Genomic DNA, 17772 nt, shown 5'->3' on the forward strand with positions numbered 1-17772 from the left:
GAACAGACGAGGGGCGCACATGACCGAGTTGTTCCAGGAACTGCTGGTCGAGGACGCGGACGAAGAACTCGGCTGGCAGGAGCGCGCGCTGTGCGCCCAGACCGATCCCGAGTCCTTCTTCCCCGAGAAGGGCGGCTCGACCCGCGAGGCCAAGAAGGTCTGCCTCGCCTGCGAGGTCCGTTCCGAATGTCTCGAATACGCCTTGCAGAACGACGAGCGCTTCGGCATCTGGGGCGGCCTCTCCGAGCGCGAGCGACGCCGCCTGAAGAAGGCCGCCGTCTGAACGGCGCGCAGCCTGCCCGGGCCCGCCCACCGGGCCGCGCCCATCAGGACACGACGAACGGTCCGCCCCCTGTGCCCCATCCACAGGCGGCGGACCGTTCTGCGTGTTCTGTACGAAACCGTTCCCCACCCTCTGTCCACAGGGCGGCGGACCGCTCCGCGTGCAGCCGTTAGTGTGGGCCTCCGTCCGAGACGCTCCCCACGCCCTTCGCGGGCGACCCCGGCCGGAGGGCCCGTAGCTCGATGTCCTCAACTCCTGAGTTTCCGCGACACGTCGTCACCGCCGTGCTCGTCACCCACGACGGCGCCCGCTGGCTGCCGGACGCCCTCGCCGGGCTGCTCGCCCAGGAACGCCCCGTGCAGAACGTGGTCGCCGCCGACACCGGCAGCGCCGACGACTCGGCGCAGCTCCTCGCCGACGCCATCGGCACCGACCGCGTCCTGCACCTCGCGCGCCGCACCGGCTTCGGCACCGCCGTCGAGGAGGCCGCCCGCACCGCGCCCGTGCTCGGACCCGAGGACCTGCCCTACCTGAAGCGCCCCAGTGGCTGGGACCCCGTCAGCCGCACCTGGAACGACGACGCCTACGACCTCCCGGACCTCCCGCACGGCGAACCGGTCCAGTGGCTCTGGCTCCTCCACGACGACTGCGCCCCCGAACCCGGCGCCCTCGCCGAACTCCTCCGCGTCGCCGACTCCGACGCGTACGCCGCCGTCATCGGCCCCAAACTGCGCGGCTGGTACGACAGGAAGCAGCTCCTGGAGACCGGCGTCTCCATCGCCCGCAGCGGCCGCCGCTGGACCGGCCTCGACCGCCGCGAACAGGACCAGGGCCAGCACGACCAGGTCCGCTCCGTCCTCTCCGTCTCCACCGCCGGCATGCTGATCCGGCGCGACGTCTTCGAGGAACTCGGCGGCTTCGACCGGCGCCTGCCGCTCATGCGCGACGACGTCGACCTCTGCTGGCGCGCCCACTCCGCCGGCCACCGCGTCCTCATCGCCCCCGACGCCGTCCTCCGCCACGCCGAGGCCTCCGCCCGCGAGCGCCGCACCGTCGACTGCGCCGGCCGCACGGCGGCCAACCCGCACCGCGTCGACAAGGCCGGCGCCGTCTACACCCTCCTCGCCAACACCCGCGGCGCCGCCCTCCCCTACGTCCTCCTGCGGCTCGTCCTCAGCACCCTGCTCCGCACCCTCGCCTACCTCGTCGGCAAGGTCCCCGGCCAGGCCGTCGACGAGGTCATGGGCCTCCTCGCCACCCTCCTGCGCCCCGAGAAGATCCTCGCCGCCCGGAAGCGGCGCAAGAACCCGGCCGTCGCCGCGGGCGAACTCCGCCCGCTGTTCCCGCCGCCCGGCGCCACCGTCCGCGCCGCCGTCGAACAGCTCACCGCCAACTTCGGCGGCACCGAGGCCGACTCCGGCGGCTCCCGCCGCGGCGTCGTCGAATCCGGTCCGGGCGGCGACGACGCCGACTACCTGGAGATCGAGCAGTTCGCCCGGCTCAAGAAGATCGCGGCCAAACCCGGCCCGGTCCTCTTCGCCCTCCTGCTCCTGGTCTCCCTCGTCGCCTGCCGCGGCCTCCTCGCCGGCGGCTCCCTGGCCGGCGGCGCCCTGCTGCCCGCCCCCGACACCGTCTCCGGCCTCTGGTCGCGGTACGCCGACACCTGGCACGCCCTCGGCACCGGCGGCACCCAGACCGCCCCGCCCTACCTCGCCGTCCTCGCCGCGCTCTCCGCCCTCTTCCTCGGCTCCACCTCCACCGCGCTGACCCTGCTGCTCGTCTGCTCGGTCCCGCTCGCCGGCTTCACCGCCTACTTCGCGGCCCGCGGCATCGTCGAGTCCCGCCTCCTGCGCGCCTGGGGCGCCATCGCGTACGCCTTCCTGCCCGCCGTCACCGGGGCCCTCGCCACCGGCCGGCTCGGCACCGCCGTCCTCGCGATCCTGCTCCCGCTGATGGCCCGCGCCGCCGTCGCCGCCCACGGCTTCAACCGGCCCGACCGGGGCAGCTGGCGCGCCACCTGGGCGTACACCTTCCTGCTCACCTTCACGATCGCGTTCACACCGGTCGTGTGGCCGCTCGCCGTCGTCCTCGGCCTCGGCGTCCTCGTCGTACGCCGCTCCGACATCACCGCGTACGGGCTGCGCTTCCTGGCCGCCGTCGGCACCCCGCTCCTCGTCCTCGCCCCCTGGTCGCTCACCCTCCTCACCGACCCCGCCGCCCTCCTGCGCGAGGCCGGCCGCGACATCCGTACGGGCACGGCCACCGCACTCGACCTGCTCGGCACCAGCCCCGGCGGCCCCGGCACCACCGGCGGCCTCCTCCTGGCGGGCCTCGTCCTCGCCGCCCTGGCCGGACTGCTCCGCGAGGAACGCCGGCTCGCCGTCCTCGCCGCCTGGACCGCCGCCCTCGCCGGCCTCCTCCTCGCCGTCCTCACCAACGGCGCGGGCGGCACCGGTTGGGCCGGACCCGCCACCCTCGTCTACGGCGCCGCCCTCATCGCCGCCGGAATGATCGGCGCGGAAGGCGGCCGCACCCGCGTCGCCGCCCACGGCTTCGGCTGGCGCCAGCCCGTCGCCGCCCTGATCGCCCTCGCCTGCGCCGCCGGCCCCGCCGTCGCCGCCGCCGGCTGGATGATCGCCGGCGCCGACGGCCCGCTGACCCGCCGCGACCCGGTCCAGGTCCCGGCCTTCGTCGCCGAGGAGAGCGGCACCCGCGACCAGCCCCGCACCCTCGTCCTGGGCGGCAGCCCCGGCGAGGTCGCCTACACCCTGGTCCGCGGCTCCGGCGCCCGCCTCGGCGACGCCGAACTCACCGCGGGCGCCGAGGACGACCCCCGCCTCGACGACGTCGTCGCCCACCTGGTCGCCGGCTCCGGCGCCGACCAGACCCAGGAACTCAGCGGCTACGCGATCCGCTACGTCCTCGTACGGGACGGGGCACCGCGCCAGACGAGCCGCGTCCTCGACTCCACCCCGGGCCTCAGCCGCCTCAGCCAGCTCGACGGCAGCGCCCTCTGGCGCGTGGATCGCGAGATCGCCCGCGTCATGATCGTCCCGCCGGCCGGGTCGACGGAGAAGCCGGCCGACCCCGCGACGGCCACGGTTCCCGTCGCCGTCGCCGCGGGCCCCGTCGAGGCGCACACCGACATCCCGGCCGGCCCCGCCGGCCGCGTCCTGCGGCTCGCCGACCGCGCCGACGAGGGCTGGACGGCCACCCTCGACGGCAAGGAGCTGACCCGCACCACCGTCGACGGCTGGGCGCAGGGCTTCGAACTCCCCGCCGCGGGCGGCCGCCTGGACGTCACGTACGACCAGCCGCTCACCCGCACCGCGTGGATCTGGACCCAGGTCTTCCTCGGCGTCGTCCTGCTGGTCCTGGCCCTGCCCGGGCGGCGCCGCGAGATCGACGACGACCTGCCGGACGAGGAGCTCGCGATCCCCGCCCAGGCGACCGAGGGCGACGGCCGCAGGGCCCGCCGTCTGCGCGCAGCGGCGGAGGCGGAGGCGGAGGCCGAGACCGGGACCAGGACCGAGGCCGCCGGTACGGAACCGGAGCCCGCGCCCGTCCCGATCCCGGACCAGCAGGCATACGAGCCCCAGGAGTGGGACGGCGGCTACGACCCCGCCTACGCCCAGGCCCAGAACCAGGAACAGCCCCAGCCGCAGGCGTACGCCGAGCAGGGCTACTACCAGGACTACGCCGCCGACCCGTACCAGCAGCAGCCGTACGCGTACCCCCAGCAGGGCTACGAACAGGGCTACGACCAGGGTTACGAGCAACAGCAGTACGACCAGCAGCAGTACGACCAGCAACAGCAACAGCAGCAGCAGCAGTACGACCAGCAGCAACAGCAGTACGACCCGTACACCTACGGCTACGGGCACCCTCAGGGCCACGAGACCGAGCAGCGTCCCGACGGGAGCAGCAACCAGTGAAGCGCACGACTCTCTCCCTGATCGCGGTCGCCACGGCGCTCGCCGCCGTCACCGGCTTCGCGTCCCTCACCGCCCCGGAAGGCCCCGCAGCGCCCCAGGCCAAGGCCACCACCCGGCTGCCGGTCGAGCGCGCGGGCCTGCTCTGCCCGGCGCCCAGCACCTCGGAGGTGGCCGAGACGCTCTACACCTCGTACACCCCGCCGGGTACGGGTACGGGCACAGGTGCCGGTACCGGCGCCCCGAGCGAGGGCAAGGCTGAGCAGCCCACCGCCCAGCTGCGGCCCGCCGCGAGCACGACGATCTCCGGCGGCACCTCGCAGGGCGGCAAGAAGCCCAAGGCCCCCAAGATCCCGGCCACCGTCACCGCCCCCGGCAAGCCCGTCACCGCCGAGGCGGACGGCCCCGCCGTGCCCGCCCTCGTCGGCGCGGCGACCGGCACCCTCGCCCCCGGCTGGACCGTCCAGCAGTCCACCGTCGTCCCCGCGGGCGGCGCCAGCGGCCTCCTCGGGCTCAGCTGCGGGGCCCCCGACACCGACTTCTGGTTCCCCGCGGCCTCCACCGCCAAGGAGCGCCAGGACTACGTCCACCTCACCAACCCGGACGACTCGGCCGCCGTCGCCGACATCGAGCTGTTCGGCCCCGAGGGCCCCCTCAAGTCCCAGTTCACCGAGGGCATCCCGGTCCCCGCCCGCTCCACGGTCCCCGTGCTCCTCTCCACCCTCACGGGTGAGGCCGCCCAGCAGACCGTCACCGTGCACGTCACCACCCGCAGCGGACGGATCGGCGCCGCCATCGCCGCCGCCGACGACAAGCTGGGCAGCGACTGGATCTCGGCCGCGGCCGACCCGGCGAGCCGCGCCGTACTCCCCGGCATCCCGGCCGACGCCACCTCCGTGCGGCTCGTCGCCTTCGCCCCCGGCCACGACGACGCCGACCTGAAGGTCCAGCTCGTCAGCGCGACCGGCACGATCGTCCCCGCCGGCGCCGGCGCCCTGCACGTGAAGTCCGGGATGACGGCCTCCGTCGACCTGCCGGACCTGACCCGCGGCGAGGGGGGCTCGCTGCTGCTCACCCCGAGCGACCCGAAGAAGCCCACGCCGGTCGTGGCCGCCCTCCGGGTGGTGCGCGGCAAGGGCGCGGACACCGAGATCGCGTTCGTACCGGCGGCCGCGGCGATCTCCGGCCGTGCGACGGTCGCCGACAACCGTGCCAAGGCCTCCACGCTCTCCCTGACCGCGCCCGAGGCCGCCGCCCAGGTCAAGGTCACGGCCTCGGCCGGCTCCGGCGCGGGTACGCCGGTGTCGAGGACGGTCACCGTCAAGGCGGGCACGACGACGACGCTCACGGACCTGGTCCCCGAGGGCCTCAAGGGTTCGTACGCGATCACCGTCGAGCCGGTCTCCGGCGGCAAGGTGTACGCGGCGCGGACACTGGCGCTGCCCCTGGACGGGACGCCGATGTTCACGATCCAGACGCTCGTCGACGACCGCGGCACGGTGGAGGTCCCGACGGCACACCAGGACCTCGGGGTGCTGGACTAGAAGGGCCTCAAGCCAGGCTGAGCCGCAAATGATCCGCCCGGCTCAATCCTGCCCGTACCGGGGATCGACCGACTCGGGGGAGAGCCCGAGGAGTTCCGCGACCTGCTCCACGACCACCTCGTGGACCAGGAGAGCCCGCTCGTCCCGGTTCTTTGACCGGATCTCGACCGGACGCCGGTAGACGACCACCCGGGCGGGCTCGTTCTTCTCGGCGGGCGCGGAGCCCCCCAGCGGCACGGTCTCGCCCGTCACCGGTGGAGGTACCTCCATCACCATGAAGTCGACGTCCGCGAGCTGCGGCCAGCGCCGCTCCAGACGCTCGACCGAGTCGAGGACCAGATCACGGAAGGTGTCGGCCCGACTCGAGGAGAGCGGCACCTGCGGCGGGGCGACCGGTCCGCGCATCCCGCGGCCGTGCCGGTCGCGGCGGCGCACCCGAGGCTCCGCCGGAGGCTCCGTGGAACGGTTCGGGGGGCTCGGCGGCACAGGACTGTCCATCACTGACGCAGCGTAACCCTCATCTGTCTCCCCGCACCGTGGCACAACCTCGCCACCGCTCCCGGGGCCGCCGACGCACCCCCGCACCCGATGTCGAAACCTGAACATTCCGGCCAATCGTCCGCTCGGTTCAAGGGCCCCTGGCGATCGGCCATCTGGCCGTGGTTGACCGGATCTGTACCCCGGACTGTCCGGATCGACTCCTGACCCCGCCCCCGTGCGCCCTCTCCCACGCAGGTCAGAGCGACCGCCCCCGGCGGCGTGGTGGCGGAGGTCACAGCGCGACACGGTGGAGTGACCTGAGGGAGAGTCGTCGCGGCCCGCTCAAGAGTGCGGTACCGTCCAACGTCGTGAGCCCTGTACGTCGCTGTTCGCGCACCGCGTGCGGCCGCCCTGCCGTCGCGACACTGACGTACGTCTATGCCGACTCGACTGCGGTCCTCGGCCCGCTCGCCACCTACGCCGAGCCCCACTGCTACGACCTGTGCGCCGAGCACAGCGAGCGCCTCACCGCCCCCCGCGGGTGGGAGGTCGTGCGGCTGACCGACGGTTCCGCCCCGCCCCGCCCCAGCGGCGACGACCTCGAAGCCCTGGCCAACGCGGTACGGGAGGCGGCCCGCCCCCGGGAACGCGCGGCCGAGGCCGGCGGCAAGGGCGGCGGAGGCCGGGGCGGCGACCCCATGGAGGTCGGCCGCAGAGGACATCTCAGGGTGCTCCGCTCCCCGGACAACTGAGCCGACGCCGAAGCCGGCTGTCCGCGTACCCCTCCCGGCTCCGGGTAGTTTTGGCCTTCCGTACACGACACGCACCGCACACGCGTGCCGAGAACTCAGGAGGGTGGATCCGTGACTGTCGATCTGTCGCAGATCGTGAAGGCGTACGACGTCCGCGGAGTGGTGCCCGACCAGTGGGACGAGGACCTCGCCGAGCTCTTCGGCGCGGCCTTCGTACGGGTGACGGACGCTGACGCGATCGTCATCGGCCACGACATGCGCCCCTCGTCGCCCGGTCTCGCGGACGCCTTCGCGCGCGGCGCGGCCCGCCTCGGCGCCGACGTCACCCTGATCGGGCTCTGCTCCACCGATCAGCTGTACTTCGCGTCCGGCAGCTTCGGCCTGCCCGGTGCCATGTTCACCGCCTCGCACAATCCGGCCCAGTACAACGGCATCAAGATGTGCCGTGCGGGCGCCGCCCCCGTGGGGCAGGACACCGGTCTCGCGGAGATCCGCGAGCTGGCCGAGCGCTGGTCGGAGACGGGCGCGCCGGAAGCCGCGGCGACGCCGGGCACGGTCACCGAACGGGACACGCTGGCGGACTACGCCGCCCACCTGAAGGCCCTGGTCGACCTCACGGCGATCCGCCCCCTCAAGGTGGTCGTCGACGCGGGCAACGGCATGGGCGGCCACACGGTCCCCACCGTCTTCGAGGGCCTGCCGCTCGACGTCGTCCCGATGTACTTCGAGCTGGACGGGACGTTCCCGAACCACGAGGCGAACCCGCTCGACCCGAAGAACATCGTCGACCTCCAGGCCCGTGTCCGGGCCGAGGGCGCCGACCTCGGCCTCGCCTTCGACGGCGACGCCGACCGCTGCTTCGTCGTCGACGAGCGCGGCGAGGGCGTCTCGCCGTCCGCGATCACGGCCCTCGTGGCCGCCCGCGAGCTGGCCAAGCACCCCGGCGGAACGATCATCCACAACCTGATCACCTCCTGGTCGGTGCCCGAGGTCGTCCGCGAGAACGGCGGCGAGCCCGTCCGCACCCGCGTCGGCCACTCCTTCATCAAGGAGGAGATGGCGAAGACCGGAGCGATCTTCGGCGGCGAGCATTCCGCGCACTACTACTTCAGGGACTTCTGGAACGCGGACACGGGCATGCTCGCCGCGCTCCACGTCCTGGCGGCCCTCGGCGGCCAGGAGGGCACCCTCTCCGACCTGGTGGAGGCGTACGACCGCTACGCCTCCTCGGGCGAGATCAACTCGACCGTCGCGGACCAGGCCGCCAGCGCCGCGAAGGTCAGGGCGGCGTACGAGGGCGAGGGCGTGACCCTCGACGAGCTCGACGGCCTGACGGTGACGGCCGCGGACTGGTGGTTCAACCTGCGCGCCTCGAACACCGAGCCGCTCCTCCGCCTCAACGTCGAGGCCCGCGACGAGGCCACCATGGCCAAGATCCGCGACGAGGTCCTCGCCCTGGTCCGGGCGACGGACTGACCCGGCAGGCCGCCGGGGAACGGGGCGCCCCTCGTTCCCCGGCGGTAGGCTGACCTGGCCCGACCCCCGCTTGTTCGAAGGGACATCCCATGCCGCTCGAAGCCGGCCTCCTGGAGATCCTGGCCTGCCCCGCGTGCCACGCTCCGCTCAACGACCGCACGGCGGACGAAACCCCCGAACTCCTCTGCACGAGCCCCGACTGCGGCCTCGCCTACCCGGTCCGGGACAACATCCCGGTCCTCCTGACGGACGAAGCCCGCCGCCCGTCCTGACCCCCGGCCGCCGCGAGGCAGCCCGAGCCGCCCGCAGGCGAGACAGCCCCACTGACCGCCGAAGAGCCCCCAGGCCCGGTGGGCCCACAGGCCGGAGGCCGCACGGGAGCGGGCGACGAAGGCCGGCCGACAACGCGGGCAGGCGGGTACGCGAGCGGGTGGGTACGCGGAACGCGAGCGCGCGGGCAGGCGGTACGCGGTACGCGAGCGGGCGGGTACGCGGTACGCGAGCACGCGGGCAGACGGTACGCGGGCGGGCGGTACGCGGATACGGGCACGCGGGTACGGGTACGCGCGTACGCAAGTGAGCCGGCCGATACGAGGCCACCGCACGCCACGGCCCCGATCACCGGACTCGCGTACCTCCCTCCCTCCCGCGGAGGGCCCGCCGCCGACGGCGAGCACCCCCCACGGGAAGCCCCGCACCTCTGCCCTCTCAGCTGTACGGGTGGTGCGGGTGGGAAGCCGACAAGCCCGGCCGGAGGCCGGGCGCACCAGAACCCGCACGACAAGGCCCCGCACCCCCAGGACCCGCACCCCCAGGCCCCGCACCCGCAGGACCCGCACCACCAAGGACCCACCAGGCACCCGCAGGCCCCGCAGAGAACCCGACGACGACGCGACCGGAGGCACCCGCCCCATGCTCGACGAGACCCTCCTCGATGCCCCGGACGACCTGGCCCTCGCCGACCACCGCGGTCTCCTCCGCGCCGCGGCGGAGGCCGGCGCCCGGGTGCGGACGGCGACCCGGCACGCCGCCGAGGCCGGGATCACGGACCTGCACCCCGAGGGCCGCCCCCGCGCCGTACTCCTCGCGGGCCCCGGCACCGTAGCCGCAGGCGTCGCCGACCTGATCGGCGCCCTGGCCGGCGCCTCGGCCCCCGTCGTACGCCTCCAGCCGACCGGCGTCGCCCCCGCCGCGGGCGCCCTGCGCTGGGCGCTGCCCGGCTGGGCCGGCTCGGTGGACCTGCTCCTGCTGCCGACGACGGACGGTTCAGAACCGGGCCTGGCGCTCCTCGCCGAGCAGGCGTACCGCCGCGGCGTGACGGTCGTCGCCGTCGCCCCGAAAGCCTCGCCGCTCGCCGAGGCCGTCAGCGGCTCCCACGGCCTGTTCGTCCCGATGGCCACCGCCCCGAACGAGACCCCCGACGACTCCACCGAGGGCCTCGCGGCAGGACCCGGCGCCCTGTGGGCCCTGTTCACCCCGCTGCTGGTGCTCCTCGACCGGGTCGGGCTCCTCGAAGCGCCGCCGGAGACGCTGGAGAAGGTGGCCGACCGGCTGGACCGTACGGCCGAACGCTGCGGCCCGGCCATCGCCACGTACAGCAACCCGGCGAAGACGCTCGCCGCCGAGCTCGCGGACTCGCTGCCGCTGATCTGGACCGAGGGCGCGGCCGCGGGCCCGGCGGGCCGCCGTTTCGCCGCGGTACTCGCCGAGATCGCCGGGCTGCCCGCGCTGGCCGCCGAGCTCCCGGAGGCCCTGCCCGCGCACGGGGTACTGCTCGCGGGCGACTACGCGGCGGGCGCCGACCCCGAGGACTTCTTCCGGGACCGGGTGGAGGAGCAGCAGGCGCTGCGCGCCAGGGTCGTCCTGCTCAGGGACCGCCCGACCGACGGCCTCACCGCGGCCCACGCGGCCCGCGAACTGGCCCTCAGCCACGAGACCGCCATCAGCGAACTGGAACCGGAGGAGGGCGGCGACCTGGAGACCCTGGCGGAGCTGCTGGCCGTGACCGACTTCGCGGCCGCCTACCTCTCCCTGGCGACCCCGGGCCGCACGCCCCACTAGAAACAACACCCCCTCCCACCCCCTCAGCCCCATCCCCCTCAAACCCCCCACCCGTCCACCACTCCGTCACACCGCCGTCACCCGACACCTGTCACCTGTCTCCCGACACCCCGCACCATCCGTCACCGCCCCGAGGAGCTGGCAGGCACCATGGACCGCCTCTTCAACACCGTTCGCCCCTACGCCTGGGGATCCACGACGGCCATCCCGGAACTGCTCGGAATCGCCCCCTCCGGCGAGCCCCAGGCCGAGATGTGGATGGGCGCCCACCCCGGCGCGCCCTCCCGCACCGAGCGCGGCTCGCTGAACGCGTTGATCGACGCCGATCCCGTACGCGAGCTGGGACCGCGTTCCGTCGAGAAGTTCGGCCCCCGCCTCCCGTTCCTCCTGAAGGTGCTCGCCGCCGGCGCCCCGCTCTCCCTCCAGGTCCACCCCGACCTGGCGCAGGCACGGGCCGGTCACGCGGCCGAGGAGGCCGCGGGCGTCCCGATCGACGCCCCGCACCGCACGTACAAGGACGCCAACCACAAGCCCGAGCTGATCTGCGCCCTCACGCCCTTCGACGGACTGTGCGGCTTCCGCGCCCCCGCCGAGGCCGCCGACCTGATCGCCGCGCTCGGCGTCGACTCGCTCAAGCCGTACGTCGACCTGCTCCACGCCCACCCCGAAGAGGCCGCGCTCCGCGAGGTCCTGACGGCCCTGCTGACCGCCGACCCGGAGGAGATGGCGCACACCGTCGCCGAGGCGACCGCGGCCGCCGACCGCCTCGGCGGCGCCCACGCCCCGTACGCGAGCCTCGCCCACCACTACCCGAGCGACCCCGGCGTCATCGCGGCGATGCTGCTCAACCGGGTCCGGCTCCAGCCCGGCGAAGCGCTCTACCTGGGCGCGGGCGTGCCGCACGCCTATCTCGACGGGCTCGGCGTCGAGATCATGGCCAACTCCGACAACGTGCTGCGCTGCGGACTCACCCCCAAGCACATCGACGTCCCCGAACTCCTGCGCGTGGTCCGTTTCGAGCCGACCGACCCGACCGTCCTGCGCCCCGAGGCCTCCCCTGCGGGCGAGGAGGTCTACGACACCCCCACCGACGAGTTCCGCCTCTCCCGGTTCGCCCGGCCCGAGGGCGCCGCCCCGACCGACCTGACCAGCCCCACCCCGCAGATCCTGCTCGCCGTCGCGGGCCGCCCGAAAGCGGGCGAAGTCACCCTCGCCCCGGGCGAATCCGTCTTCGTACCGGCGGGCGAGACGGCCGAACTGTCCGGTGCGGGGACCATCTTCCGCGCCACGGTCGTGGCCTGATGCGACAATGACCGGCCGAACCGCGGCGACAGAGCCGGTGCATCGACGAAGGGACCACGTACACCCATGAGCGCGTCAGGCGGAACCAAGGCGATCGTGGCGGCACTCGCCGCCAATCTCGCGATCGCCGTAGCCAAGTTCGTGGCGTTCCTCTTCAGTGGTTCGTCCTCGATGCTCGCGGAGAGCGTCCACTCGCTGGCCGACTCCGGCAACCAGGGCCTGCTGCTCCTCGGCGGCAAGAAGGCCAAGCGCGAGGCGACCCCGGAACACCCCTTCGGCTACGGCCGCGAGCGGTACATCTACGCCTTCCTCGTCTCCATCGTCCTGTTCTCCGTCGGTGGCATGTTCGCCATCTACGAGGGCTACGAGAAGATCCACGACCCGCACGAGATCACGGCCTGGTACTGGCCGGTCGGCGTCCTCGTCTTCGCGATCATCGCCGAGACGTTCTCCTTCCGTACGGCCATCAAGGAGTCCAACGCGGTCCGCGGCGGCCTGTCCTGGAAGGAGTTCGTCCGCCGGGCGAAGGCCCCCGAGCTCCCGGTCGTCCTCCTGGAGGACCTCGGCGCGCTCGTCGGCCTGATCCTCGCCCTCGGCGGTGTCGGCCTCGCCCTCATCACCGGCAACGGCGTCTGGGACGGCATCGGCACCCTCTGCATCGGCATCCTCCTCATCGTCATCGCGATCGTCCTCGCGGCCGAGACGAAGTCGCTGCTGCTCGGCGAGGCCGCGGGCATCGAGGACGTCAAGAAGATCGAGGACGCGGTCGTCGACGGCGACACCGTCACCCGCCTCATCCACATGCGCACCCTCCACCTCGGCCCCGAGGAGCTCCTCGTCGCCGCGAAGATCGCCGTCCGGCACGACGAGTCGGCCACCGAGGTGGCGAACGCGATCAACGCCGCCGAGGAGCGCATCCGCGCCGCCGTCCCGATCGCCCGGGTCATCTACCTGGAGCCCGACATCTACAGCGAGACGGCCGCCGCGAACGGTTCGAACCCCGCCAAGGGCCCGGGCGGCGCAGGTCACTGACCCCCGCCGCCACAAGGCCCCCGGGACCCCGCCGGTCCCGGGGGCCTCGTACGTCCGTACGAGTCCCGGAACCGCCCCCGCGATTCCGATGCGGACTGTGGCTCACCGCCCCGTCCGGTGTAGATTCGTGACCAGCCAGACGTCGCTGCTGATGGCGGTCGGGCGGTCCGCACGGACCGGCCGAGGGAGAGAGGGCCTCCGACGACGGCACCGTGGAGAACCCCGGGCATCCGTATGCCCCGGGAGCCTCCGTGGCGCCAGGCGTCCGACCCGACCCTCGTACTCGACCACACGTGGAGCAGCCCCGTCATGACGACTGTCACGCACCAGGACTTCAAGGTCGCCGACCTCTCCCTGGCCGTCTTCGGCCGCAAGGAGATCACCCTCGCCGAGCACGAGATGCCCGGCCTGATGTCCATCCGCCGCGAGTACGCCGAGCAGCAGCCGCTCGCCGGCGCCCGCGTCACCGGCTCCCTGCACATGACCGTGCAGACCGCCGTCCTCATCGAGACCCTGGTCGCCCTCGGCGCCGAGGTCCGCTGGGCCTCCTGCAACATCTTCTCCACCCAGGACCACGCCGCCGCGGCCATCGCCGTCGGCCCCAACGGCACCCCGGAGAACCCGCAGGGCGTCCCGGTCTTCGCCTGGAAGGGCGAGACCCTCGAGGAGTACTGGTGGTGCACGGAGCAGGCCCTGACCTGGCCGAACACGCCCACCGGCGGCCCGAACATGATCCTCGACGACGGTGGTGACGCCACCCTCCTCGTCCACAAGGGCGTCGAGTTCGAGAAGGCCGGCTCCGCCCCGGACCCCTCCACCGCGGACAGCGAGGAGTACGCCCACATCCTCCGCCTCCTCAACCGCACCCTCGGCGAGAACCCGCAGAAGTGGACCCAGCTCGCGTCCGAGATCCGCGGCGTGACCGAGGAGACCACCACCGGCGTCCACCGCCTGTACGAGATGCACCAGGCCGGCTCCCTCCTCTTCCCGGCGATCAACGTGAACGACGCCGTGACGAAGTCGAAGTTCGACAACAAGTACGGCTGCCGCCACTCCCTCATCGACGGCATCAACCGCGCCACCGACGTCCTCATCGGCGGCAAGACGGCCGTCGTCTGCGGCTACGGCGACGTCGGCAAGGGCTGCGCCGAGTCCCTCCGCGGCCAGGGCGCCCGCGTCATCGTCACCGAGATCGACCCGATCTGCGCCCTCCAGGCGGCGATGGACGGCTACCAGGTCACGACCCTCGACGAGGTCGTCGAGACCGCCGACATCTTCATCACCACGACCGGCAACAAGGACATCATCATGGCCGGGGACATGGCCAAGATGAAGCACCAGGCCATCGTCGGCAACATCGGCCACTTCGACAACGAGATCGACATGGCTGGCCTCGCCCAGACCCCGGGCGTCGTCAAGGACGAGGTCAAGCCGCAGGTCCACACCTGGACCTACCCCGACGGCAAGGTCCTCATCGTCCTGTCCGAGGGCCGCCTCCTCAACCTGGGCAACGCCACCGGCCACCCCTCCTTCGTGATGTCGAACTCCTTCGCGGACCAGACCCTGGCCCAGATCGAGCTCTTCACGAAGCCGGAGGAGTACCCGACCGACGTCTACGTCCTGCCCAAGCACCTGGACGAGAAGGTCGCCCGCCTCCACCTCGACGCCCTCGGCGTCAAGCTGACGACCCTCCGCCCCGAGCAGGCCGCCTACATCGGCGTCGAGGTCGAGGGCCCGTTCAAGCCGGACCACTACCGCTACTGATGCCCCGGCCGGCGGCGCCCGCGCACTGACGCGGCACCGTCCCGGACACCCGTAGAGGACTCCCAGGCAGGCCCCCCGCACCCCCGTGCCGGGGGGCCTGCCCCGTCCCGCCCCCGCTACCGCTCCTGGAAGCGCCCCCTCCCGAGGACCGACCCATGCCCCGCGGCCGATATTCGCTCCATGACCCGCACGACCACACCCCCCTCGGTGAAGAACACTTCCACTGCGCCCCCGGCCCCTCCGGCTGGCGCTACGTCTCGCAGATCACCGCCCCCTCGGGCGACCACCAGGGCTCCGTCGACCTGGCCGTCGACGAACTCGGCCGCCCCATCCGACTCGAACTCCACGCCGCCGGCTGGCAGGTCCGCGGCGCGGCCCTCGACGGCGTCACCTGGGTCCGCACGGACCCCACCGGAACCCACGCCACCGAAGGCAATGTGCGCGCCCACGCCTTCACCGGCACGTCCCCGGCGTTCCTCGTCGCGCTCACGCGACTCCTGCGTCTCACCCCCGATTCCCCCGAGACCCGTGTCAGGCTCGTCGCCTTCACGGACCCGGTGCTCGCCCCCCTCACGGTCGACCAGTCCTGGGCCCTGCTGAGAAGTGAAGCGCACGCCACTGACAACGGCCCCCTGATGGTGGACGAGTACCAGGTCAGCGCCCTCGACACCGGCGAAAGGCACACCGTCCACATCGCCGGCGACGTGGTCCTCGCAGCCCCCGGCATCGAACTCGAAGCCCTCGAGACCCCGCCGTCGGTCTTCCCCTGACACTCAGGCCGGCGGAGCGAACCCGGTGGCGGACGGAGAGGCCGACGAAGCGGCGGGAGGAGCAGCGACGGACGGGGCCGCGGGAGAAGCGGCGACGGGCGGAAGACCGCCGACAGGCCCTGCTCCCGCCGACGACGCGGAGGCGACCGCCCGCCGGGCGTCCCGGGCCTGCCGCTCGGCCACCACTCCCGCCAGATACGCATCGGCCGGAACCCCAGGCGGCGCAGGCGCCCCCGACCGCGCCACCAACTCGTCGGCAAGCCGCTCCGCGAGCCGCCGCCCCACCACCGGGTCCAACTCACGCGCCCGCGTGAGGTACTGCCGTATCTCCAGCCACAGAGCCTCGGGCACCGCCGAGAGATCGAGCCCCGAGAAACGCCCCACCAACCACGGCGGCGGCGGAGGCACAGCCTGGACCCGCGCCGCGGGTATCCGCTCCCGCACCACCAGCGTCCCCGCGAAGACGTCCCCGAGCCGACGCCCCCGCTCCGACACCAGCGACGCGATACAGGCGACCACCCCGAAGGTCATCAGGATCTCCACGACCCCCATCGCCCCGCGGACCAGCGCGTGCCGGAACCGGATCGGTCCGCCGTCGTCCCGCACCACGCGAAGCCCGCACGCCAACTTCCCCAGCGACCGCCCGTGCGACAGCGTCTCCACCGCGATCGGCGCCCCCACCAGGATCAGCAGGAAGGAGGCGATGGACACCGCCATCACCGCCGCGTCGTCCAGCGACGCCGTGGCGACCGCGAGCCCGAGCGAGATCAGCAGATACGCGGCCCACACCACCACGAGGTCGATGAGCACCGCCAACGCCCGGCTCGGCAGCCGCGCCGGCTGCAACCCCAGTACGACGGCATCTCCCGTCACCAACCCACTCACGGCACCCACCCACCCTTCTTCGACCTTCCCGACCCCTCCGAACGCCAGTCTGCCAAGCTGACCCGCAGCGTGCCGCAGTAGTACGGACCCGTCCGCAGCCGATGCCTGGAGCAGCCGCCGATCATGGACCTCGACGTCTACGTCACCGCCCACCGAGCCGAGTGGGAACGCCTCGACCACCTCCTGCGCCGGGGCGGCAAGCTCACAGGCGCCGAGGCCGACGAATTCGTCGCCCTGTACCAGCGCACGGCCACCCACCTCTCGATCGTCCAGTCCACCGCCCCGGACCCGATGCTCACGGCCCGCCTCACCCAGCTCGTGGCCCGCGCCCGCGCCGCCGTCACCGGCACCCGCCGCTCCTCCTGGCGCGACGCGGCCCGCTTCCTCACGGCCGGCTTCCCAGCGGCCGTCTACCGCTCCCGGCGCTGGTGGATCCCCGCCGCCGTCCTCTCCACGCTGCTCGCCGTGCTGATCGGCTGGTGGATCGGCACGCACCCGGAGGTCCAGGCGGCGATCGGCGCCCCCACGGAACTCCGTGAGATGACCCGCCCCGGCGGCCAGTACGAGACGTACTACTCCAGCCACCCGGCGGCGTCCTTCGCCGCCCAGGTCTGGACGAACAACGCACGGGCAGCCGCGATGTGCCTGGTCCTGGGCGCGTTCCTGGGCATCCCGGTGCTGTGGATCCTCTTCCTGAACATGCTGAACGTCGGCGTCGCCATCGGTCTGATGTCATCGGCCGGCCGCCTCGACGTCTTCCTGGGGCTGATCCTTCCCCACGGCCTGCTCGAACTGACCGCTGTGTTCGTGGCCGCCGGCACGGGCCTCCGCCTCGGCTGGACCGTCATCGACCCGGGCCCCACGACCCGACGCGCGGCCCTCGCCGAACGCGGCCGGGCGGCCGTCGGCATGGCGATCGGCCTGGCCCTGGTCTTGTTCGTCTCGGGCCTGATCGAAGGCTTCGTCACCCCGTCCGGCCTGCCCACCTGGGCCCGCATCACCATCGGCATCGCCGCCGAGCTGGCCTTCCTCGCCTACGTCTACGTCCTGGGCGGCCGCGCCTCCCGCGCCGGCGAGGCGGGCGACCTGGCAGACCCCGACCGCAGCGCCGAGCTGCCCACCGCCGCCTGATGTGCGTACGGCCCCACTGACCTGCTAGTGTCCTCCGGTGCCCACAAAAGCTGTTGACACGGCGGCTGTGGGGAGGTAGATTTAAACGGTTGCCTGGAACTGGACAGTTCGGCAGCGACCAAGTTAAAGTCTCACTCACTCCGGTCGGGAATTCGATTCCACGGAGTCACCCCGATTCTTATTCGAATCACGGAAAGCCACCGATTAGGTCGGCCGAAATGAATCTGATAAAGTCGGAACCGCCGAAAGGCCCCCGGAGTGAAAACAAAAGGGACCGGAAAGCACCGAGGAAATCGGATCGGAAAGATCTGATAGAGTCGGAAACGCAAGACCGAAGGGAAGCCCGGAGGAAAGCCCGAG

At 72.9% G+C, this 17772-nt stretch carries 14 protein-coding genes; 12 read left to right on the forward strand and 2 right to left on the reverse strand.

Annotated features, from left to right (window positions below; translation table 11 throughout):
• The first annotated feature begins 19 nt into the window (after positions 1 to 19).
• The 3 genes from ABT034_RS32490 (at position 20) to ABT034_RS32500 (ending at position 5759) form a co-directional block, all read left to right on the forward strand.
• A complete protein-coding gene (locus ABT034_RS32490; RefSeq protein WP_015033978.1) occupies positions 20 to 283 on the forward strand; it encodes a WhiB family transcriptional regulator in 264 nt (87 codons plus the stop codon).
• Positions 284 to 525: 242 nt separating this feature from the next.
• Positions 526 to 4218, forward strand: coding sequence for a glycosyltransferase family 2 protein (locus ABT034_RS32495; RefSeq protein WP_351220676.1), 3693 nt, complete (start codon positions 526 to 528; stop codon positions 4216 to 4218).
• Positions 4215 to 5759, forward strand: coding sequence for a DUF5719 family protein (locus tag ABT034_RS32500; protein ID WP_351220677.1), 1545 nt, complete (start codon positions 4215 to 4217; stop codon positions 5757 to 5759). Before ABT034_RS32495 ends, ABT034_RS32500 begins: the two co-directional genes overlap by 4 nt.
• 42 nt (positions 5760 to 5801) lie before the next feature.
• On the opposite strand, the gene ABT034_RS32505 is transcribed toward ABT034_RS32500, so the two are convergent.
• Entirely contained in the window at positions 5802 to 6257 is a 456-nt protein-coding gene (locus ABT034_RS32505; RefSeq protein WP_351220688.1) for a metallopeptidase family protein, read from the reverse strand.
• 299 nt (positions 6258 to 6556) lie between these two features.
• Between ABT034_RS32505 and ABT034_RS32510 the strand changes: the two genes are divergently transcribed.
• The 8 genes from ABT034_RS32510 (at position 6557) to ABT034_RS32545 (ending at position 15396) form a co-directional block, all read left to right on the forward strand.
• Positions 6557 to 6991 (forward strand): DUF3499 domain-containing protein, encoded by a 435-nt coding sequence (locus ABT034_RS32510; protein ID WP_351220689.1) that lies wholly within the window; start codon positions 6557 to 6559, stop codon positions 6989 to 6991.
• 111 nt (positions 6992 to 7102) lie between these two features.
• Positions 7103 to 8467, forward strand: a complete 1365-nt coding sequence (locus ABT034_RS32515; RefSeq protein WP_351220678.1) for a phosphomannomutase/phosphoglucomutase — start codon at positions 7103 to 7105, stop codon at positions 8465 to 8467.
• Positions 8468 to 8556: 89 nt separating this feature from the next.
• On the forward strand, positions 8557 to 8739 hold the full coding sequence (locus ABT034_RS32520) for a Trm112 family protein (protein WP_073820091.1): 183 nt from the start codon (positions 8557 to 8559) through the stop codon (positions 8737 to 8739).
• Between the two features lie 640 nt (positions 8740 to 9379).
• Positions 9380 to 10528, forward strand: coding sequence for an SIS domain-containing protein (locus ABT034_RS32525; RefSeq protein ID WP_351220679.1), 1149 nt, complete (start codon positions 9380 to 9382; stop codon positions 10526 to 10528).
• A gap of 150 nt (positions 10529 to 10678) precedes the next feature.
• The gene (gene manA / locus ABT034_RS32530; protein WP_351220680.1) at positions 10679 to 11830 is read left to right on the forward strand and encodes a mannose-6-phosphate isomerase, class I; all 1152 of its coding nucleotides are present in this window, start codon (positions 10679 to 10681) and stop codon (positions 11828 to 11830) included.
• A 66-nt stretch (positions 11831 to 11896) separates the two neighbouring features.
• Complete coding sequence (locus tag ABT034_RS32535; RefSeq protein WP_351220681.1) at positions 11897 to 12862, forward strand: cation diffusion facilitator family transporter; 966 nt, start codon at positions 11897 to 11899, stop codon at positions 12860 to 12862.
• Positions 12863 to 13171: 309 nt separating this feature from the next.
• A complete protein-coding gene (gene ahcY / locus ABT034_RS32540) occupies positions 13172 to 14626 on the forward strand; it encodes an adenosylhomocysteinase (RefSeq protein ID WP_351220682.1) in 1455 nt (484 codons plus the stop codon).
• Between the two features lie 155 nt (positions 14627 to 14781).
• On the forward strand, positions 14782 to 15396 hold the full coding sequence (locus ABT034_RS32545; protein WP_351220683.1) for a hypothetical protein: 615 nt from the start codon (positions 14782 to 14784) through the stop codon (positions 15394 to 15396).
• Positions 15397 to 15399: 3 nt separating this feature from the next.
• On the opposite strand, the gene ABT034_RS32550 is transcribed toward ABT034_RS32545, so the two are convergent.
• Complete coding sequence (locus tag ABT034_RS32550) at positions 15400 to 16281, reverse strand: RDD family protein (protein WP_351220684.1); 882 nt, start codon at positions 16279 to 16281, stop codon at positions 15400 to 15402.
• A gap of 123 nt (positions 16282 to 16404) precedes the next feature.
• Here ABT034_RS32550 and ABT034_RS32555 point away from each other — a divergent pair, with 123 nt between their 5' ends.
• Entirely contained in the window at positions 16405 to 17412 is a 1008-nt protein-coding gene (locus ABT034_RS32555) for a stage II sporulation protein M (RefSeq protein WP_351220685.1), read from the forward strand.
• The last annotated feature ends 360 nt before the right edge of the window (positions 17413 to 17772 follow it).

It is taken from the genome of Streptomyces sp. NPDC002773 (assembly GCF_040295605.1).
Lineage (GTDB): Bacteria > Actinomycetota > Actinomycetes > Streptomycetales > Streptomycetaceae > Streptomyces.

Bases quoted from the DNA above. Each gene is read 5' to 3' on its own strand.
- ABT034_RS32490 (WP_015033978.1), top strand. From the start codon at position 20: ATGACCGAGTTGTTCCAGGAACTGCTGGTCGAGGACGCGGACGAAGAA.
- ABT034_RS32495 (WP_351220676.1), top strand. From the start codon at position 526: ATGTCCTCAACTCCTGAGTTTCCGCGACACGTCGTCACCGCCGTGCTC.
- ABT034_RS32505 (WP_351220688.1), bottom strand. From the start codon at position 6,257: ATGGACAGTCCTGTGCCGCCGAGCCCCCCGAACCGTTCCACGGAGCCT.
- ABT034_RS32520 (WP_073820091.1), top strand. From the start codon at position 8,557: ATGCCGCTCGAAGCCGGCCTCCTGGAGATCCTGGCCTGCCCCGCGTGC.
- ABT034_RS32525 (WP_351220679.1), top strand. From the start codon at position 9,380: ATGCTCGACGAGACCCTCCTCGATGCCCCGGACGACCTGGCCCTCGCC.
- manA (WP_351220680.1), top strand. From the start codon at position 10,679: ATGGACCGCCTCTTCAACACCGTTCGCCCCTACGCCTGGGGATCCACG.
- ABT034_RS32535 (WP_351220681.1), top strand. From the start codon at position 11,897: ATGAGCGCGTCAGGCGGAACCAAGGCGATCGTGGCGGCACTCGCCGCC.
- ahcY (WP_351220682.1), top strand. From the start codon at position 13,172: ATGACGACTGTCACGCACCAGGACTTCAAGGTCGCCGACCTCTCCCTG.
- ABT034_RS32545 (WP_351220683.1), top strand. From the start codon at position 14,782: ATGCCCCGCGGCCGATATTCGCTCCATGACCCGCACGACCACACCCCC.
- ABT034_RS32555 (WP_351220685.1), top strand. From the start codon at position 16,405: ATGGACCTCGACGTCTACGTCACCGCCCACCGAGCCGAGTGGGAACGC.